The sequence below is a fragment of the Arthrobacter sp. UYEF20 genome (assembly GCF_040546335.1).
Taxonomy (GTDB): domain Bacteria; phylum Actinomycetota; class Actinomycetes; order Actinomycetales; family Micrococcaceae; genus Arthrobacter.
In genome coordinates, this window is record NZ_JBEPNP010000010.1 from 38,782 (window position 1) to 55,474 (window position 16,693).

13 protein-coding genes are annotated in these 16,693 nt (G+C 64.4%); 5 read left to right on the forward strand and 8 right to left on the reverse strand.

Annotated features, from left to right (window positions below; all coding sequences use genetic code 11):
* Positions 1–14: 14 nt before the first annotated feature.
* The 4 genes from ABIB26_RS12630 to ABIB26_RS12645 all read right to left on the reverse strand — a co-directional run bounded on the left by ABIB26_RS12630 (position 15) and on the right by ABIB26_RS12645 (position 5,192).
* Positions 15–1,925 carry a plasmid pRiA4b ORF-3 family protein gene (locus ABIB26_RS12630; RefSeq protein WP_354243435.1) on the reverse strand — a complete coding sequence of 637 codons (1,911 nt, stop codon included), beginning with the start codon at positions 1,923–1,925 and terminating at the stop codon, positions 15–17.
* A gap of 121 nt (positions 1,926–2,046) precedes the next feature.
* Positions 2,047–2,358: a DUF8548 family protein gene (locus ABIB26_RS12635; protein WP_354243438.1), complete on the reverse strand. Its 312-nt coding sequence runs from the start codon at positions 2,356–2,358 to the stop codon at positions 2,047–2,049.
* 295 nt (positions 2,359–2,653) lie between these two features.
* The gene (locus ABIB26_RS12640) at positions 2,654–3,946 is read right to left on the reverse strand and encodes an MFS transporter (protein ID WP_354243441.1); all 1,293 of its coding nucleotides are present in this window, start codon (positions 3,944–3,946) and stop codon (positions 2,654–2,656) included.
* Between the two features lie 25 nt (positions 3,947–3,971).
* Complete coding sequence (locus ABIB26_RS12645) at positions 3,972–5,192, reverse strand: M20 metallopeptidase family protein (protein WP_354243444.1); 1,221 nt, start codon at positions 5,190–5,192, stop codon at positions 3,972–3,974.
* Between the two features lie 146 nt (positions 5,193–5,338).
* On the opposite strand from ABIB26_RS12645, the gene ABIB26_RS12650 reads away from it, so the two are divergent.
* Positions 5,339–6,376 (forward strand): Lrp/AsnC family transcriptional regulator, encoded by a 1,038-nt coding sequence (locus tag ABIB26_RS12650; protein ID WP_354243447.1) that lies wholly within the window; start codon positions 5,339–5,341, stop codon positions 6,374–6,376.
* A 67-nt stretch (positions 6,377–6,443) separates the two neighbouring features.
* Here ABIB26_RS12650 and ABIB26_RS12655 read toward each other — a convergent pair whose 3' ends face one another.
* The gene (locus tag ABIB26_RS12655; protein WP_354243450.1) at positions 6,444–7,142 is read right to left on the reverse strand and encodes a maleylpyruvate isomerase family mycothiol-dependent enzyme; all 699 of its coding nucleotides are present in this window, start codon (positions 7,140–7,142) and stop codon (positions 6,444–6,446) included.
* A 282-nt stretch (positions 7,143–7,424) separates the two neighbouring features.
* Here ABIB26_RS12655 and ABIB26_RS12660 point away from each other — a divergent pair, with 282 nt between their 5' ends.
* The 4 genes from ABIB26_RS12660 to catC all read left to right on the forward strand — a co-directional run bounded on the left by ABIB26_RS12660 (position 7,425) and on the right by catC (position 11,285).
* Positions 7,425–8,810, forward strand: a complete 1,386-nt coding sequence (locus tag ABIB26_RS12660; protein WP_354243453.1) for an MFS transporter — start codon at positions 7,425–7,427, stop codon at positions 8,808–8,810.
* A gap of 129 nt (positions 8,811–8,939) precedes the next feature.
* Positions 8,940–9,899, forward strand: coding sequence for a LysR substrate-binding domain-containing protein (locus ABIB26_RS12665; protein WP_354243456.1), 960 nt, complete (start codon positions 8,940–8,942; stop codon positions 9,897–9,899).
* A complete protein-coding gene (locus ABIB26_RS12670) occupies positions 9,880–10,983 on the forward strand; it encodes a mandelate racemase/muconate lactonizing enzyme family protein (RefSeq protein ID WP_354243458.1) in 1,104 nt (367 codons plus the stop codon). The genes ABIB26_RS12665 and ABIB26_RS12670 overlap by 20 nt, the downstream gene beginning before the upstream one ends.
* Before the next feature lie 23 nt (positions 10,984–11,006).
* A complete protein-coding gene (gene catC, locus ABIB26_RS12675; protein ID WP_354243460.1) occupies positions 11,007–11,285 on the forward strand; it encodes a muconolactone Delta-isomerase in 279 nt (92 codons plus the stop codon).
* A gap of 39 nt (positions 11,286–11,324) precedes the next feature.
* Here catC and ABIB26_RS12680 read toward each other — a convergent pair whose 3' ends face one another.
* The 3 genes from ABIB26_RS12680 to benC all read right to left on the reverse strand — a co-directional run bounded on the left by ABIB26_RS12680 (position 11,325) and on the right by benC (position 16,616).
* Positions 11,325–14,156: an AAA family ATPase gene (locus tag ABIB26_RS12680; RefSeq protein WP_354243462.1), complete on the reverse strand. Its 2,832-nt coding sequence runs from the start codon at positions 14,154–14,156 to the stop codon at positions 11,325–11,327.
* A 61-nt stretch (positions 14,157–14,217) separates the two neighbouring features.
* Entirely contained in the window at positions 14,218–15,045 is an 828-nt protein-coding gene (locus ABIB26_RS12685; RefSeq protein WP_354243465.1) for a 1,6-dihydroxycyclohexa-2,4-diene-1-carboxylate dehydrogenase, read from the reverse strand.
* A complete protein-coding gene (gene benC / locus ABIB26_RS12690) occupies positions 15,045–16,616 on the reverse strand; it encodes a benzoate 1,2-dioxygenase electron transfer component BenC (protein WP_354243468.1) in 1,572 nt (523 codons plus the stop codon). Before benC ends, ABIB26_RS12685 begins: the two co-directional genes overlap by 1 nt.
* Positions 16,617–16,693 lie beyond the last annotated feature (77 nt).

A 16,693-nucleotide genomic window follows, 5' to 3' on the forward strand; every position in this document is an offset into this window, starting at 1 on the left:
CTGGTCTCTGTCGCTCAGAAGCGATCTGCCAGAACCCCGTTGGCCTGGTCCATGTCGAAGGCCTTGGGGTCCAGTGTTTCGCCGGGCCGGAGTCCCAGCCACTCCCTATATTCCCCGTGCTCCTCGTGGCCCGGATCGTTGACGGCCTGGACAATGTTCGCCCAGCCCCAGGTGCCGCCGCTGTCCTCCGCCGGCGCCGCACCGCGCCCAGCGGTGCACCGCGGCAGCTGCCCGCCGCCGTCGTCCGCTAGGATTTTCTCCACCGTGATGGCGTGCTCCCAGTCGTCGCCGAAGTCATACGTGTAGGTCATGGTGCTTCCGACGGCCGGCAGCAGTTCACCGACTGTCACCTTCGATTCGTCATGGGATGGTTCGCCGTAGGAATCATCTTCGCCGTCCGCGCCCACCGGCGCATACGTGGGGCCGCGGAATCCCCCGGTCTGGAACTGGTGCAGGTGGTAGTCCAGCCAGCCGAAAAGTGCCTGGATCGCCTGGTGCAACTGAGTGAGCGGCATCCCGGCCGGAACCAGGACACGCCGCCAGATGGGCGGTTTTGACCCTTTGAGCATGATTTTCAGCTGCAGAGTTGATGTGGCAGCCGGCCGCGCCGCAGTCACGGGCGACTGAAGAGCGGCCGGCTCAGCAACTGTCGGCTCAATATCCGCATCATCGGGGGCCTCCTCGAGGCCCAGGTCTGCCAGCACCCAGTCGTGGTCGAACACTTCCGCCACGCAGCCGATGAGCGCCGGCGGCACCCGGAAGTGAGTGTCGATGGTCAGCAGCCCCATTTCGGCGAGCGCTTCCAGTCGGCCCACGGCCAGGCTGGTAATCAGGGCTGCCATCTTCTTCTCGGATTCCGGCGCATGATCCGCGGCGGCCAGCACGCGTTCCAGCAAGGGCGGATCCGCCGTTGCCGCCGCGATCAGGATCGACGTCTGCAGCCCGGCGATCGGCCGTTCCCACGGCTGGTCCTGGTCGAACCCGAGCACAGCCTGCTCCAGGAAACACGCGGTGAAAGTGAAGAGCTCCTCCAGCCGCTCCGAAGCATCGCCGGTCAGGAAGCCTTCGGCATCCTCAATTGGCACCACCTTGGTTGGCTTGTGCTCAATCAGCTCGGAGGCTTCGAGCGCGGCCCACATCTGGGCCAGCAGCGGCACCTCATACATGCTCCGGACCGTCGGTACAGAATCCGCCGAAGCTGCAGTGCCCGGCAGCGCGGCTTCCGCCCGCTTGCTGCCACCCCTGACCGTCACCCCGACGCAGGCGGCCGCCGCTTCGATGTCCCGCAGGCGAAGCGCACCGGTTCCGGTGACGGGCCTCCCCTCTCCGATCCACTTCAGCAGCGCCGTGGCGCGCTGGATCAGCGGCAGCCCGGAAAATACCTCCAGCATCTGTTCTTCGGAAATGTCCGGCACATCGATGTAACCCCGTCCGTCAGCCTCGTCCGCGAGGGTGTCGAAGAAGTCCCTGACTCCGGCCAGCTGCTCCGCGGATCCGCTCCACCGGCCCGTCTCGGAGAGAAAGTCGACGAAGGCGTGAACAGCGTCGACGACGAAGACAGCCTTCTCGACGGCCCCCATCTCGCTGACAGCCATCTCACCGCCGGAAGCGTGGACCGTGGCAGTGACTTCGTCCGCGATAGCCATCGCCAGGGGAATCGGCTCGAAGCTCGTCACCTCCGCCGCGGCCGTGCTGTCCAGATAACGGCCTGCCACGGTTTTGACCTGCTCCAGGCATCGCAAAGCGGCAGCGGCGGACCCGGGTGCGCCGTCGTCCAACCAGTGGACAAATGCCGGCGTGAGCGCGTCCATGGCCCGTTCGGCACGGAAAGCGCTCAAGGAAACGGAGCCAGAGGCCGGGGAACCGGGGCCGCTTTTCCCCGCGGGGCCCTTGCCCTTGTGCCGGCTCTTGTTGTTCTTGCTCATGGCGCACCTGCCTCCTTGCGAATGTGTTGTTACGACGACGGTACTGACCATTCGGGCGGCATGCCAGTTTTGCGCGTGGTTGAGACTAGGACCCGGCTAAACGCCCAAGACAGCTTTTAATTCAGCTCATCCGCACGATTTCGCGACCTGAAACATGGCGCCAGATCACGTGGTCGAGCATCCTCGGCCGAGTTGGGTGGTTTTCTGCTACTTGCCCGATCAGCTCGGCGGTCTGCACGGGCGTGCCTTCCAACCCGGCGTGCTCTTCCACGAAGCGGATAATCATCCGGTCTGGCTTCACGGACTGGAAGCCGCAGAGAATCAGAAAGTAGTTGAACGTCACGCCGGACGATTGGCTTGGCAAACGTAGCCAGCATTTCTTCGGGTCAGCCGACGATTTGTCCGTGGCATAGGGGGCATAGACGTCGGTCAAGAGGTACGGGAGGGGCTAGTCAGTGCCTCATGTGAAAAGGTCCGGTTCGGTGGCTGGTTGAACCGGGGGTTGATCTTGTGGTAGCTGGGTACGGCTTTCGCCTGCGGCGGGCTTGAGACGTTTGAACTGGGCGAAGCCGGCAGTGGGTCCGGCATGTCCCTACGGATACGGTTCAGGCCGTCACCACTGCGCCGATGCTGACTACCAGCGCTGAGAACCGAAGTCGCCGACGGCGGGACCTCCCGCCGTCGGCGACTTGCTGTGGCAACGATCGAACCTGGCGCGCTGGAACGGATCAGTAAGTCAGGTCCTTGCCCTTGGTTTCAGGGATGGTGAACACAAACGCGATGCTGATAGCCAGCAGGACCACCGCGTAGACGTTGAACAGGTTGGGCTGTCCGATCGACGCAACCCACGCCTGCAGGTAGGGTGCCGTGCCGCCGAAGGCAGCGACGCAGATGGAGTAGGGGACGCCCACGCCCACCGTGCGGATCTTAGTGGGAAACAGTTCGGCGTATACGGCCGGGATAATTGCCGCGCTGCCGGCGATGAAGAACAGCATGACGGACATGGTGACCGCGAGCTGCCACGGGGAGTCCTTGAGGAGCCACGTCATGGGGAAGTGGAACAGCGCGGCACCGGCGGCGCTCATGATCATGACGGGCTTGCGGCCGATCCGGTCTGAGAGCTTGCCCCAGAACGGCAGCGCTGCGATGAACAGTACGTTGGCGATCACGCTGGCCCAGAGGGCTTCCCCGCGGTCCATCTTCAAGACAGACGAGGCGTAGCTGGGAGTGACTACACCCCAGATGTAGTACGAAACGGTCAGGCCGACGGTCAGGCCGATCACCTGCAGGGCCTGCTTGCGGTGCCGGTAGATCTGCGGCCACAGCGGCTCGGGCTTTTCCCTGGAGGATTCCGCCTCAAACGCCGCCGTTTCCTTCATGCGGGCACGCATAAACAGGGCGTAGAGGCCCATGGCCCCGCCAATCAGGAAGGGTACCCGCCAGCCCCAGGCGTTCATGTCCGTTTTGCTCAGGGCATTGGACAGGACGGCGCCGAGGATGGTTCCAATCAGGATGCCGACCGTGCCGGAGGTGTAAATGAGCGTTGCCCAGAAGCCGCGCTTTTCCTTGGGTGCCATTTCGGACAGGTACGTCTGCGACGACGGCAGCTCCCCACCGTGGGCAAGGCCCTGGATGAGGCGGGCCACCAGGAGCAGGATCGAGGCGAATGCGCCCACAGCTTCGAAGGTGGGGGCGATGCCGATCAGCAGACTGCCCACGGCAGCAAGCCCGACAGCGAACGTCATGGACGTCTTCCGGCCGATCCGGTCACCGATCCAGCCAAACACGAACCCTCCGAACGGGCGGGCCACGAAGCCGACGGCGAAGATCGCCAACGTGGCCAAGAATGCCGACGTCGGATCCCCCTTGCTGAACAGGGCATTGGCAATGAAGGGCGAGAACGTGGCGTAAATGGCCCAGTCGTACCATTCGACGGCGTTGCCGATCCCGGTACCGATGAGGGTCCGCAAGTGGGACTTGTGGACCCGGACGTCGCCGGTGACGCCTGCAGTTGTGGTCATGATGTGCTCCAAAGGGTGAGGGAGTTTAGGAGGCCGAGGCCAGGGTTGCGATGCGGGAAACGGCCAGCTCTGCGTAGAGCGCGGCTCCGTCGGACAGTACGCCGTCGTCAAAGGCGGCGTAGGGCGAGTGGTTAAAAGCGGTTGCGTTGTGGTCGGTGCCAGGGGCAACCGCGCTAAGGCCAATAAACGTTCCGGGTACCTGTGCGAGCACCCTTGAAAAATCCTCCGAGCCGCCAAGAGGCGTGGCCCAGCGGGTGAGCCGCGAGGTTCCGAAGAGGTCCTCAATGGTTTTCTCAGCGGTGTGTGTTTCGTCCTCGTTGTTGACGGTGCGGGGGTACTCGTGACGGTAGTCGATGTCCACCTCCAGCCCGTGGGCAGCGGCAATGCCCTTCAGCAGCATGGGAACGGCGGTCATCATACGTTCCCTGGCGGCGTCCGAAAAGGTCCTGATGGTGGCTTCGATGCGAGCTGATTCCGGAATGACGTTGCGCTTCGTGCCTGCCGAAAGGACGCCGACCGTCAGGACTACGGGATCGAACATGTTGAACTGGCGGGTGATCATGACCTGCAGGGCAGTCACCATTTCGGCGGCCGCAGTCACCGGATCCTTGGCCGCGTGCGGGGCAGAGCCGTGGCCGCCGGCGCCAAGGACCGTAACGGTGAGTGCATCCGAAGCGCTGAGCATCACCCCTGGTTTGGTGCAGAACCGGCCATGCGGTTCCAGGGCGGAAAAGACGTGCATCCCATAGGCGGCGTCAACCCGGCGCCCCGCCGCGTCCAGCACTCCCTCACGGATCATGTGGGCAGCCCCGTCCCATCCTTCTTCGCCCGGCTGGAACATCAGCACGACGTCACCGGCCAACTGGTCCCGGCGCTCGGCCAGAAGGGTGGCCGCTCCGGCAAGCATCGCGGTGTGGAGGTCGTGGCCGCAGGCGTGCATGGCGCCGTCAACCTTCGACGAGAACTCCACTCCCGTCCGCTCCTGGACGGGAAGACCGTCCATGTCGGCGCGCAGCAGGACCGATGGTTTTTTGGCCGATCTGTGCGTTGCGCTGCCGCGGAGGACCGCAGTGACCGACGTCGTGCTCTCGCCCAGAGTGATTTCGAAAGGCAGGCCGTCAAGCGCCTTAAGGACCTTTTCCTGGGTCCGGGGAAGCTGGAGGCCGATCTCAGGTTCCTGGTGCAGCTCATGACGAAGCCGGACCAGATCCGCCTGCAGCTCCTTGGCGTCGGTGGTAATTGACATCTGCTCTCTCTCTGTGCACGCGACCGTTAATGATCTGCTGTCTATTGTGGGGTGACCTGATTCACAGGTCTGGAAGTTACTGAAAAAAATCAAAAGTATGCTCGAAAATGCAGAAATCATGCACAGCAACGGAAGGGTGATACGAAGTGATACTCAGCGAGGAAGACCTTGCCCTCATCAATGTCCTGCAGGTAGCGCCGCGCATCAGCTGGTCGGACGCGGCGGACGTGTTGGAAGTGCACGCCACCACGCTCGCCGCGCGCTGGGACAGGTTGAGATCTGCCGGTGCAGCCTGGACCACGGCACACCTGATCGGCGACCCCAAGCAGATGTGCCTGGCGCTGGTAGACGTGGACTGCGAAATGCGCTTACGCGCCGAGGTCACCGCCGAGCTTGCCGCCATCCCCGACGTTGTCACAGTCGAGGAAGCTGCGAGCAACCGGGACCTCATGTTGACGGTCATTTCGCCCACCCTGGACCAGTTCACAGATCACGTTCTTCCGCGGTTCAAGGAAATCCGGGGCTTGTTGAAGTACCGGACGTCGCTGGGAACCCGCCTGCACTCCGCAGGCCATACATGGCGGCTCAACGCCTTGGACAATGCACAGCAAAATGTCCTTCAAGCTGTTGTCGGCCTGGAAACCGCCGGTTCGTCACGACAGCGGCCCGGCGTCCCGCTGCCGGCGAGCCATATGGACCTGATTCCGTTTCTCGCGCGGGACGGGCGAGCGAGCGCGGCGGACATCGCCCGAAGCCTGGGCCGGAGCCCGGCGACGGTCCAGCGGCAGCTGAACAGGGTGATCTCCAGCGGTCTGCTGAGCTTCCGCTGCGACATTGCACAGAACCTCTCCGGCTACCCGGTGAGCTGCCAGTGGTTCGCCAATGTGCCGCCCGGCCAGCACGAGGCCGCCGCCGCCGAACTCCGCAGCCTGCGAACCGTCCGGCTCAGCGCGTCGACCACCGGAAGGACAAACTTTGTGATCCTCATGTGGCTCAAGTCGCTGGCCGACGTAATGAACGCCGAACTGGCCCTCCAGCAACGCATACCGGAGATCGAGCTCGTGGAAAGCGCCGTGATCCTCAGCCGTGCCAAGCGGATGGGCTGGATGCTGAACCCGGATTCGACATCGATCGGGAGCGTCGTTGTAGCCGAAGCACGAGTGCCCTCAATCGCCCTCGACTGATCTTTCGGCCGCCGCAGGGACCCCGTTGAAACCGGGACAGGCTTCCCCAGTCAGATGGCCAGCCTGCTCACCACGACGGTAGTACCGGCAGCGGGCCGTCAACATCAACATGTTCGGCGTCCCCGCGTGCCAGCCACTGGAGCAGGCCCTCGCGGTCGGATACAACGCGCAGTCCGCCGTCGCCGATTACCCACTCGTCACGTTCTTCGGTCACCAGCGTCATACCCGGAGCACCCTTGGCGCGCAGCGACCGCACCACGGCTTCGAGGGCGTTCAGCAGCGAATCCGGATCGGCTTCCTCGATGGTCCAGGCAGTGTCGAGGTCATGGTGATGCACCACCACCTCGGCTATCCGGAGCGCCACGATGGACGTGGCGGGGACCGCCTTGCCGCTCACCTGCACTTCCGTGGCCGCGAGGTCGCCGCTTAGCCGCTGTGCCTGCTCGGCAAAGTTCCGGGCCGACTCCCGCAGTTCCCCAATGAGCTCCTCCCGCGGCAGGGCCGCCAGGGCAGCGATCTGCCGGGAGCGGGTCTCGCTTGAGGCGTACAGGGGACGTTCCTCGCCGGAGGTCGCCCAGTCAATGAGCTTTACCAGGGCACGGCCGCTGGAGGCGACGTGGGCGATAACGTCGGCGCGCGTCCACCCCTCACACAGCGAGGGAACGGCCATCTCGTTGTCGGCAAGGGACTCGACGGTGGCCAGGAACATGTCCGTCTCCCTGCCGAGGCGGGACAGGTCCGAGTGGAGGCGTGCGGGGTTGATCATTGTGCCAGCCTACCCACGGGCAGGTTCCCGAACCACTGTTCCTGCGTCACCGTTCCATATCCAGATGGTATGGACTGAGACGGGCAGCACCAACCATGGTCGACTTCCATGAAACGGCTGTTTGAGAGCCACGGCATATAAATACCCCCCGGGCGGAAGGCTGGGGATTTCCCTCATATGGCTTGCGTCACATGCCTGTCAGGCTGAAAGCACTCGGAGGACGGCCCCTCGGATCCTCCCGGTGCCGCAGGCCTCCACTTCGCCAGAGAGGAATAGGGGACCATGACACAACTCCACACCGTTAGAGCCGAAAATCCGCAAAAGGAGGCACGCACGGCAAATTGGGTGGCCTTCGTCATCTGCACGGCGCTCCTGTTTGACGGTTACGATCTCGTCATTTACGGCACCGTCCTGCCGGGGCTGCTCGCAGACCCGAGCCAGATCGGAGCGTTTGATGCAGTCGCCGCCGGCCTCCTCGGGTCCTGGGCACTCATCGGAGTACTCGTGGGCTCACTGATCTGCGGCGCTGTGGGCGACTTTTTCGGCCGGCGCCGGCTGATGCTCCTGGGCATCGCCTGGTTTTCCGTGGGCATGTTCGCCACGGCCTTTGCCACCAGCGTCCCTGCCTTCGGCGCGTTGCGGTTCGTGACCGGACTCGGCCTGGGAGTGGTTATCGCCACCGCCGGCGCCACCATGGCTGAATTCGCGCCCGCGGGAAGGCGGCAGTTCTACAACGCAATTGTGTATTCGGGGGTCCCGGCAGGCGGTGTCCTGGCCTCGTTCATGGGCATCCTGTTCCTCGACAGCATCGGCTGGCGCGGACTGTTCATCATCGGCTCCCTGCCACTCGTCATTCTCCTGCCTATTGCCTGGCGCAAGCTCCCGGAATCGCCGCGGTGGCTGCTGTCCCGGGGCCGTGAAGAGGAAGCCCAGGCCGCCGCGCAACGTACCGGCGTCCCGCTCCTCGAAGAGCGCGTAATCCTGCAGGTCGGCGCCGCGCCACAGAAGTCCGGCTTTGCAGCAGTATTTTCCCGCCAGTTCGCCGTGGCATCCATTCTGCTGGGCCTAATGTCCTTCTGCGGCCTGCTGCTGACGTATGGGCTCAACACGTGGTTGCCCAAAATCATGGAGGGCTACGGCTACGGTCGGACGTACTCCCTGTATTTCCCGCTGGCACTGAACCTGGGCGCAGTGGCGGGCGGTCTGCTCGCATCCCGCCTGGCGGACAAAAGCGGCCCCCAACGGGTCATCGCCGCCACCTTCGCATTGGCGACCATCTCCCTGGCGCTCATGACCTTTAGTTTTCCGTTGCCGCTGCTTTTTGCCTTTATCGCCCTCGCGGGCGTTGGAACGCTGGGAACGCAGGTGCTGGTCTACGGGTTCCAATCCAACTACTTCACCACCAATGCCCGGGCAGCTGGCGTGGCATGGTGCGCCAGCGTCGGCCGGCTGGGCGGGGTGCTCGGTCCGATCATTGGCGGGTGGCTGGCCGCCGCGGGCATCGGCGGATCCACAGCCTTCTACATCTACGGGGCAGTCGCACTCCTCGGTGCTGTGGTCACCGTCCTGGTGCCTCGCCAGCGCAAGCTGGAGGAGGCTGAGCACAAAGTCGAGGAGATCGCCGAAGGCCGGGCAGAGGCCAGCATTCCTGCTGGCCAGTTCAAATAGCGCGCGTGGCTGCCCTGACAATATTACGTCTACGAAATCTCCTAGTAGGGCTTATTATGGTTATTATTTGAATGAATCAAGGGCCCATGGCAGCATCACGGGACCGGTCAGCGGAAGGACGGCACTAGGTTGGACATCCGCCAACTGAACTATTTCATCGCGGTCGCTGAGGAGAGGCATTTCGGCCGCGCCGCCAAGCGCCTGCATATGGCGCAGCCACCCCTCTCGCAGCAGATCCGCCAGTTGGAAGAGCAGCTTGGAGTGCGGTTGCTCAACCGGACCACCCGCAGGGTTGACCTGACAGCGGCGGGCCAACTCCTGCTGGACCGTGGGCGGCAGATCGTCAACGACGTAGCGACCCTTCAGGCGGACGTCTATCAGGTCGGGAAGGGCGCTACCGGCGTCCTGCGGGTGGGCTTCTCAGGGTCGGCAACCTACGGCGTCATGCCCCAGGTCGCCCGCCTTGCAAAACAGGTCCTGCCAGGCCTGTCCCTTGCGCTGCACGGCGAAATGCTTACGCCATCCATGGAGGCGGGGCTGCGGGACGGTACTCTGGACGCCGCGTTGCTGCGTCCCCCCGTTGCCTCCCAGGACATCGACTACCGGACGGTGACCCAGGAGCCGCTCGTCGTCGCGCTTCCCTCGTTCAGCGCCCTGGCCGTGGATCGGCCCGTGGCGATGCATGAACTGCAGGATCAGGACTTCATCGCCTACGGGCCCGAATCCGTGCTCTACCGCACCACCGCAGACCTGTGCCGCCAGGCGGGCTTCCAGCCACGCATCACCCAGGTGGTTGGGGAGACCTCCACCATGCTGGCGTTCGTAGCCGCAGGGAGCGGGGTGGCGGTAATGCCGTCCAGCGTTCAGGCCTTCCAGCTTGAAGGCGTGGCCTACCGGGACATTGAAAACGTCCCCGTGGTGGAGCTCGCTGTCGCCTGGATGCGCGGGAATCACTCTGCGCTGCTACACAATTTTTTGGACGTCGTGGCTACCGCAACTGCGGGACCCCCGGCGCCTGTCCTGGTCTCCGGCCCTCCGCCGTTTCCCACTGATGAAAGGCTTTCCGCTCATGAAGATCGCAGCCATTGAGGCGATTCCCTACTCGATCCCCTATCTTCATCCACTGCACTTTGCTTCCGGATCCGTGCACGAGGCAGACCATGTGCTCATCAGGCTTCGCACCGACGATGGGGTGGTGGGCACCGCTGACACCCCGCCGCGCCCCTACACCTACGGGGAGACGCAGAAGTCGATCGTTGCGGTGGTGGAGGATGTTTTTGCTCCTCAGCTGATCGGCGTCGACATTTTTGACCGTGAGAAAGTCCAGGCGATCCTGTACCGCACGGTGCACAACCAGACCGCCAAGGGGGCCGTGGACATCGCCCTTTGGGACGTCATAGGCAAAACTCTCGGCCAGCCGGTGACGAAACTGCTGGGTGGGTACTCCGACTCGCTCCGCGTCTCCCACATGCTCGGCTTCAAGCCCGCGCAGGAGTTGCTGGCGTTGGCTCTGGAGTTCCGCCAGACGTATGGCATCAACACGTTCAAGCTCAAGACCGGCCGGCGTCCCCTTCACCTCGACATCGAGGCGGCACGGGTATTGCGGGAGGGACTCGGCGAGGACGCCGAGCTCTACATGGACGCCAACCGCGGCTGGTCTGCCAACGAGGCAGCCGAGGTACTCCGCCGGACGGTGGATTTGGGCCTGCAGTTTCTTGAGGAGCCCGACGACGCCCGCGAGGTCCTCGGGCGCCGCCGCCTGGTGGAGAACTCCCCCATCCCCATTGCCGCAGACGAATCTGCCGCGAACCTCGGTGAGGCCGCACGGGAAATTCTCACCGGAGGCGCCAACCTGCTGGCGGTAAAAACGGCCCGGTCCGGCTTCACGGAGGCGGCCAAAATCGTCGGGATGGCCGAGGGCATGGGCATCGACGTTTATATCGGCAACCAGATCGACACCCAGGTGGGCACGGCCGCGTCGGTGACCTTCGGCGCCGCCTTCGCCCACACCGCCAAGCGCGCAGCGGAACTTTCCAACTACCTGGACATGGCCGACGACCTGCTGGCCGAGCCTTTGGCCATCACCGGCGGACGCATCCGTGTGCCCGAGGGCCCCGGCGTGGGTACCGCTGTTGACGAAGAAAAGCTCTCCCACTACCGCACCGACCGATAGCAACCATTACCGAAAGGTGATTCATGAAGTATCTGGTCCACATGGACGTAAACCTGCCAGCCGACCTGCCAGCCAACGAGGCCGCGGAGATCAAGGCCACGGAGAAGGCATACTCGCAGCAGTTGCAGCACTCGGGCAAGTGGCCGGAAATCTGGCGAGTGGTAGGCGAATACGCAAACTACTCGATCTTCGACGTCGACTCTAACGACGAACTCCATGAGATACTGCAGAACCTGCCGCTGTTCCCCTACATGGACATCTCGGTAGTGCCACTCGCGAAGCACCCCTCTGACGTCAAATAAGCACCGGCGTATAGGCTTCAGTATCGGTCGTGTTCCGGGTCAGTCTCTGGACCGGAACACGGCCGCGAGCTCGCTGCGGGAGCGGATTCCCATTTTCCGGTACAGCCGCGTCAGGTGGTACTGCACCGTCTTCTCCGCCACGAACAGAGCCCGAGCAGCCTCCTTGTTGGTAGCCCCGCCCGCCACCAGCTCGGCCACCGCCTGCTCCTGTGCCGTGAGCTGAATCTGGTGGTCCCTCATGGCAGTGAGCACGGGGTCGGCCGGGTCGGGCAAGTTCCCGACGTCGAGGCCTGTTGCCTTGAGCTCCCGGTCGCACCGTTCCACGTAGGTGGCCGCCCCCAGGGAGTCGTATAGGTCGCGGGCCGCGCGCAGGACGGTCGACGCCAGGCGCCGTTTTCCCGCCCGGCGCATGCTCTGGCCGAAGGCAAAACTAACCCGTGCCCGCAAATACGGCCGGTTGAGCCCCCTGAGGTGGCCCAGGGACGCCTCAAAATGTTCCCTGGCAGTGTCCGGGTCTCCCTGCGCGGCCACGAGCCGGCCCCTGGCCCACGCCATCCGCGCCATATCGGACGGTATCTCCCGCTCGCGCGGCACACGCTCGAACGCCGTGAGGAACGTATCGGCGGCGTCAAGCTGGTCGGTCATGACCAGGGCGTTGACGTAGGTATCCTGCCAGGGCCAGAAGGACACCCGGTTCTCGGTCCAAGGGTCCAGCTCCGTCAGCGGCTGCAGGACAGCCAAAGCGCCTTCATAGTCCGCCCTCGCCTCGTGGAAGCGGGCACGGGCGAGACTTGCCGGCACCTGCATGGCGCAGTACGTCCCCGGCTGCACCGCGGCCTGCGAAACGTAGTATCGGGCCCGCTCCCAGTCTCCCCGCATGGACCAGAGCTCCGCCGCAGTCCAGTAGAGCAGGGGGCGGATCAGCGGCATTCGCGAGGTCTCGAGGCGCACGGATGCGCGCGCCACGGTGGCGGCCGCCGCATCCCAGTTCCCGAGCACCAAGTGCGTGCGCGCCAGCCACGCCTCGGCCCAGAGGGAGATTCGCATCGACCCGCCCCGGTACTCCGTGGGAGCCGCGGACTCGAAGTTCACCAGCGCTGTCTCAACGTTGTCAAGGCGCAGTGCCAGCCAGCCCGCGCCCATCTGGACCCGCTGTTTTTGGGCGTTCTCGGCAGCATGCTCGAAGGCCCGGTGATAGGAGGCCTCCGCCTCCGAAAGTCGGCCCTGTGCAAACAGGCCCAGGCCGTAGATGGCCTCTGATTCAATGTGGGCGGGGGTTCCCGGCTGCGTAAGTTCCATGGCCTGTTCCGCCCAGTTGGTAATCATTGGGCCGTCCCAGGACGCTACCCCGTGCAGGACGAAGCGCTGTGCCACCTGCGCGGCGGCGGACGGATCACGCTGCGGGTTGGAGGTGCGCCAGGCTATCTCCAACTGCGTCTGCGCGCTGTCGTTCTGTCCCGACGCGGTGGAGAGGTAGCCCAGTACGGAGGACCGAAGCGGCGACGGCGGCAGGGCGTCCACTGCCGCGGTCCACATCTGGGCCTGGGCAATGTTGCCCGAACCCACCAGGGCATCCACGGCTCTCAGGAGCCTGTCGTTCCGGGAACGGATGTCTTGGGAAAGCCGGGACGCGGAGAACAGAGCTGTTGACGCATCCTGCCACGCTCCTACCAGGGCCTGGCATCGGGCGAATTCCTCCAGCTCCTCGGCCAGGGCTTCGTCGGCACCGGGTGTGGCAGAGACACGGTGGCCCAACCGTTCACCCTCGGGCTGCACCGCCTCAGCGGCCAGCCGATGAAGCGCAATGCGCCGGCTGGGAACGATCTGTTCGTAGATGGCCTCGGCGGTGCCTGGTTCAAAGAACACGACGGCGGAACGGGCCTGGTCAACGGTCAACCCCAACAGCCCGGCACGGTGTCCCTCGTCGAGTGGCTCCATGACGGACTCCACCCCGCTCACCTGGGAAACCTCTGCCGGGCTTGCGGCGCGCCCGAGCACAGACGCAGCCTCCGCGACAGCAACCAGCCCAGGGGACGCTGCGCCCAGGACACTGCGCACCCGGGCTCGCACACGGGAAGTCGGTGGCAGGGAGGGAAACCACGTCTGCCAGGTTTCCGCTGGCAGCTCATGGAGCAGCTCCACGATCGGTTGCGCAAGCCCTCCGGTGTGCTGGACCAGGCCGTGGGCCGCCGTCGCACTGAGATCGACGCCGAGCATCCTCCGGGCGAGATCCTGAACCTGCTGCGGGGTGAGCGGATCCAGCGGGATAGTGGCCACCTGGTGGCCCGTCAGGAAGTCCAGCGCACCGGTGGGGACCCGCAAAGCGTCATCGGGGTTGAGCGTGAGCACAAACAAAATCCGTTTTTCATGCAGCCGGCGCATGACGAACGTGAGGATGCGCAGGCTCTCCACGTCCAGTTTGTGGACGTCGTCGACGGCAACAACCACGCTGCCGTGGGACTGCAGTCCTTCGAGGTGGGTGCTGAGGGTGGAAGCGTAATTAACCACCTGGTCGGGGGTGAGAGCCGCAACGGGGCCCGCGGGCAGGGCCGGGCCGCCGTCGTAATCCTTGGCCGAGCGCAGCGGCGACGTGAGCATGAGCTGGGAGTAGCCGGCGAGCGGAAACTGTGCCTCCCATTCATCGCCCATGGCGGACAGCACGCGGACACCACGGGCCACAGTGCGGCAGTGCTCAAGGAAGAACTCCAGTACGGCGGTCTTCCCCGCCCCGGTTGGACCGCTGATCACCACTGCGCCCACGTTGCCCTTGCGGACCGTGCGGAACATCTCCAACAGCTCTTCTAAGACCGCTGACCGGCCTACAAGCGGCAAGTCCTCCGCCACTCCGCCGTGTATGGATGCCGCCGTCATGGCCGCAACTCTACCTGAACCGGCGGACCGGACCCGGCGGCGGGCATCCACCACAGCGGCCTCAGCCTAGGTCCCCGCCAGCGACTGGGAGGATGCTGCCAGTTAGGAAGGACGCTTCATCTGATCCCAGGAAGACGATGGGAGCGGCCTGTTCGTCCAGTGTCCCGTAGCGCTTCAGAAAGGACGATTCAACGGTTTGGTCAACGATCACCTGGTACCAGGCCTCTTCCGTGGAGGATTCGGCCTCCGGCCCCCGCTTCACCTTGCGGGGTGGCGCCTCGGTGCCGCCCGGGGCTGTGGCCACCACGCGGATACCGCGTCCGCCCACCTCCATCGCCAATGACTGGGTCAGGGCGTTGACACCGCCCTTTGCCGCCGCATACGGCACGCGGTGCATTCCGCGGGTGGCCACCGACGAAACGTTGACGATGGTGCCCGAGCCCTGCTCCAGCATGGCCGGCAGCACAGCCCGGCAGGCCCAGAGGGTGGGAAAGAGCGAGCGGCGGATCTCTTTCTCAATCTTGTCCTCGTCGTACTCTTCGTACGGGCGGGCCCAGATGGTGCCACCGACATTGTTAACCAGTACGTCCACCCGGCCGTGGGCTGCCAGCGCCGCGTCTACGGCCAGCTGCGCGCCCGCGAACGTCTCAAGGTCAGCGTTCACTGAGGTGGCCGAGCCTCCTGAACCGGAACGCTGCGCGGCCTCCTGGATCCCTTGCGCCACCTCATGAACCAACTCGGCCCGGTCTACAAGGACGACGGCGCCGCCCTCGGCACCGATCCGCTCGGCCACCTTCTGGCCAATGCCCTGGGCCGAACCGGTCACAACGGCCACCTTCCCGGCGTACCGGCCGGGAGTAACGAACTGTCCCGCATATGGGCGCGTCATCAGCTGCCAGCCTTGGCGTCGATCGCCGCTGCCATGGTTTCCTTGGCGTCGCGTGCATGGGCCATGATGACCTCCCGCGCCCGCGCCTTGTCCTGGCGCTCGAAGGCATCAACAATATCAAGGTGGTCCTGCGTGACCCGCTCGAAGATCGGGGTTCCCGTTTCGAAGGCCGCCGCCATCTGCGCGTGGACGTCCAGCCGGCGGTAGGACTCGAGCAGCATGGGGTTGTCGCAGACCATGAAAAGGTATTCGTGGAACTCCTCGTTAGTCCGGGCGAACTCATCCGGTTCCTGGATGGCGCCGGCCCTAACAGAGCGCGTGGTGGCCTCGGCAAGCCGGCGGAACTGGTGCAGCTGCTCCTCGCTGAGACGGCCCAGCATCAGCTCGCTCACTGCAAGTTCCAGGCCCATGCGGGCGTCAAGCTGGGCGAAGCTGTCCTCCTTGCGGAAATCCAGCCGGCCGGTCTCCAGGGACGAGACAGCCTCGCTGCGGCTCATCGTGTCGCCTTCCGCCTCAATCTTCTCCGCGGGTGCAGGGGCACCTGTTTCCGCGTCGCCCCCAGTGTTTTCCTTCGGGGCAAAGCGCTCGAAGTAGAGGTTGGCGGGCTTGATGCCCTCGGAGTCCAGCCACTTCGACACTGCATTGACCATGGGAGGCGGTCCGCACAGGTAGATGTCAACGTCGCCATCGTTCAGGTGCGAGGGCTCAATAATTTGGGTGACATAGCCCGTATGGGGAGCAGACGTGCCAGGTTCGGACGCAATGTAGTCCCACGTGAATCCGGGCAGCTTCGCCTCATATCCCCGCAGCCAGTCCAGACCGACGATGTCCGCCTCACGGGTGAGGCCATAAATCAGATGGACGGGTACCGACGGCGGGTTCTCGGAAAGCTTCTCGAGGATGGACAGGAGTGGGGCCAGGCCCGTACCGCCTGCGAGGAGCAACAGGGGCCGCTTGGGCTCACGCAGGAAGAACGAGCCGTAGGGACCCGTGAACTCAATGGTGTCGCCCACCGCCGCCCTGTCACGCAGGTATTCGGACATGGCACCCTGAGGCGTCACCCGCACCATGAATGAGGCATCCTGCACCTCGGGGCCGCTGCTGAACGAATAGGAACGCTCGGCGTCGGTTCCGGGGACCTTGAGGTTGACGTACTGGCCCGGCAGGAAGGCCAGGGCATCCCGGTTTTCCGCCGCCAGGGTGAAGGAAACTGTGGTTTCCGAGTGCTTGTCGAGTTCCTTCACGGTGGAAGTGAAGGTGGTGGCAGAAGTTTTCGCGGATTCCGACGTGGCAGGGATCTGAATGGCCAGATCCGACTCCGGAACCGCCTGGCAGGTGAGCAGGTAACCCTTTTCGAGCTCCTCCTCCGTCATCGCGTCGTCAATGTAGTCGCCCGGATCGAAGGAGCCGGAATCGCAAAACGCTTTGCAGGTGCCGCAGGCACCGTCGCGACAGTCGGATGGAATGTTGATTCGTGCCTTGTACGCGGCGTCCATCACGGTCTCGTAGTCGCCGACTTTGATGACTTTGGTGACGCCATCCTCGAAGCTGAGGGCTACTTTGTGGCCCATAATTTCCTCCTGGCTGGGGGTCGCGTCGTCGCGACCCGGGAAAGTGCGGATATGCCCGTTGGGAGCGGGTTTCGAAC

What these genes read in the sequence shown, in the direction of transcription:
- ABIB26_RS12670 (WP_354243458.1), top strand. Translation starts at nt 9,880, where the DNA reads ATGAAGATCGCAGCCATTGAGGCGATTCCCTACTCGATCCCCTATCTT.
- ABIB26_RS12630 (WP_354243435.1), bottom strand. Translation starts at nt 1,925, where the DNA reads ATGAGCAAGAACAACAAGAGCCGGCACAAGGGCAAGGGCCCCGCGGGG.
- ABIB26_RS12660 (WP_354243453.1), top strand. Translation starts at nt 7,425, where the DNA reads ATGACACAACTCCACACCGTTAGAGCCGAAAATCCGCAAAAGGAGGCA.
- catC (WP_354243460.1), top strand. Translation starts at nt 11,007, where the DNA reads ATGAAGTATCTGGTCCACATGGACGTAAACCTGCCAGCCGACCTGCCA.
- ABIB26_RS12685 (WP_354243465.1), bottom strand. Translation starts at nt 15,045, where the DNA reads ATGACGCGCCCATATGCGGGACAGTTCGTTACTCCCGGCCGGTACGCC.
- ABIB26_RS12680 (WP_354243462.1), bottom strand. Translation starts at nt 14,156, where the DNA reads ATGACGGCGGCATCCATACACGGCGGAGTGGCGGAGGACTTGCCGCTT.
- ABIB26_RS12645 (WP_354243444.1), bottom strand. Translation starts at nt 5,192, where the DNA reads ATGTCAATTACCACCGACGCCAAGGAGCTGCAGGCGGATCTGGTCCGG.
- benC (WP_354243468.1), bottom strand. Translation starts at nt 16,616, where the DNA reads ATGGGCCACAAAGTAGCCCTCAGCTTCGAGGATGGCGTCACCAAAGTC.
- ABIB26_RS12655 (WP_354243450.1), bottom strand. Translation starts at nt 7,142, where the DNA reads ATGATCAACCCCGCACGCCTCCACTCGGACCTGTCCCGCCTCGGCAGG.
- ABIB26_RS12640 (WP_354243441.1), bottom strand. Translation starts at nt 3,946, where the DNA reads ATGACCACAACTGCAGGCGTCACCGGCGACGTCCGGGTCCACAAGTCC.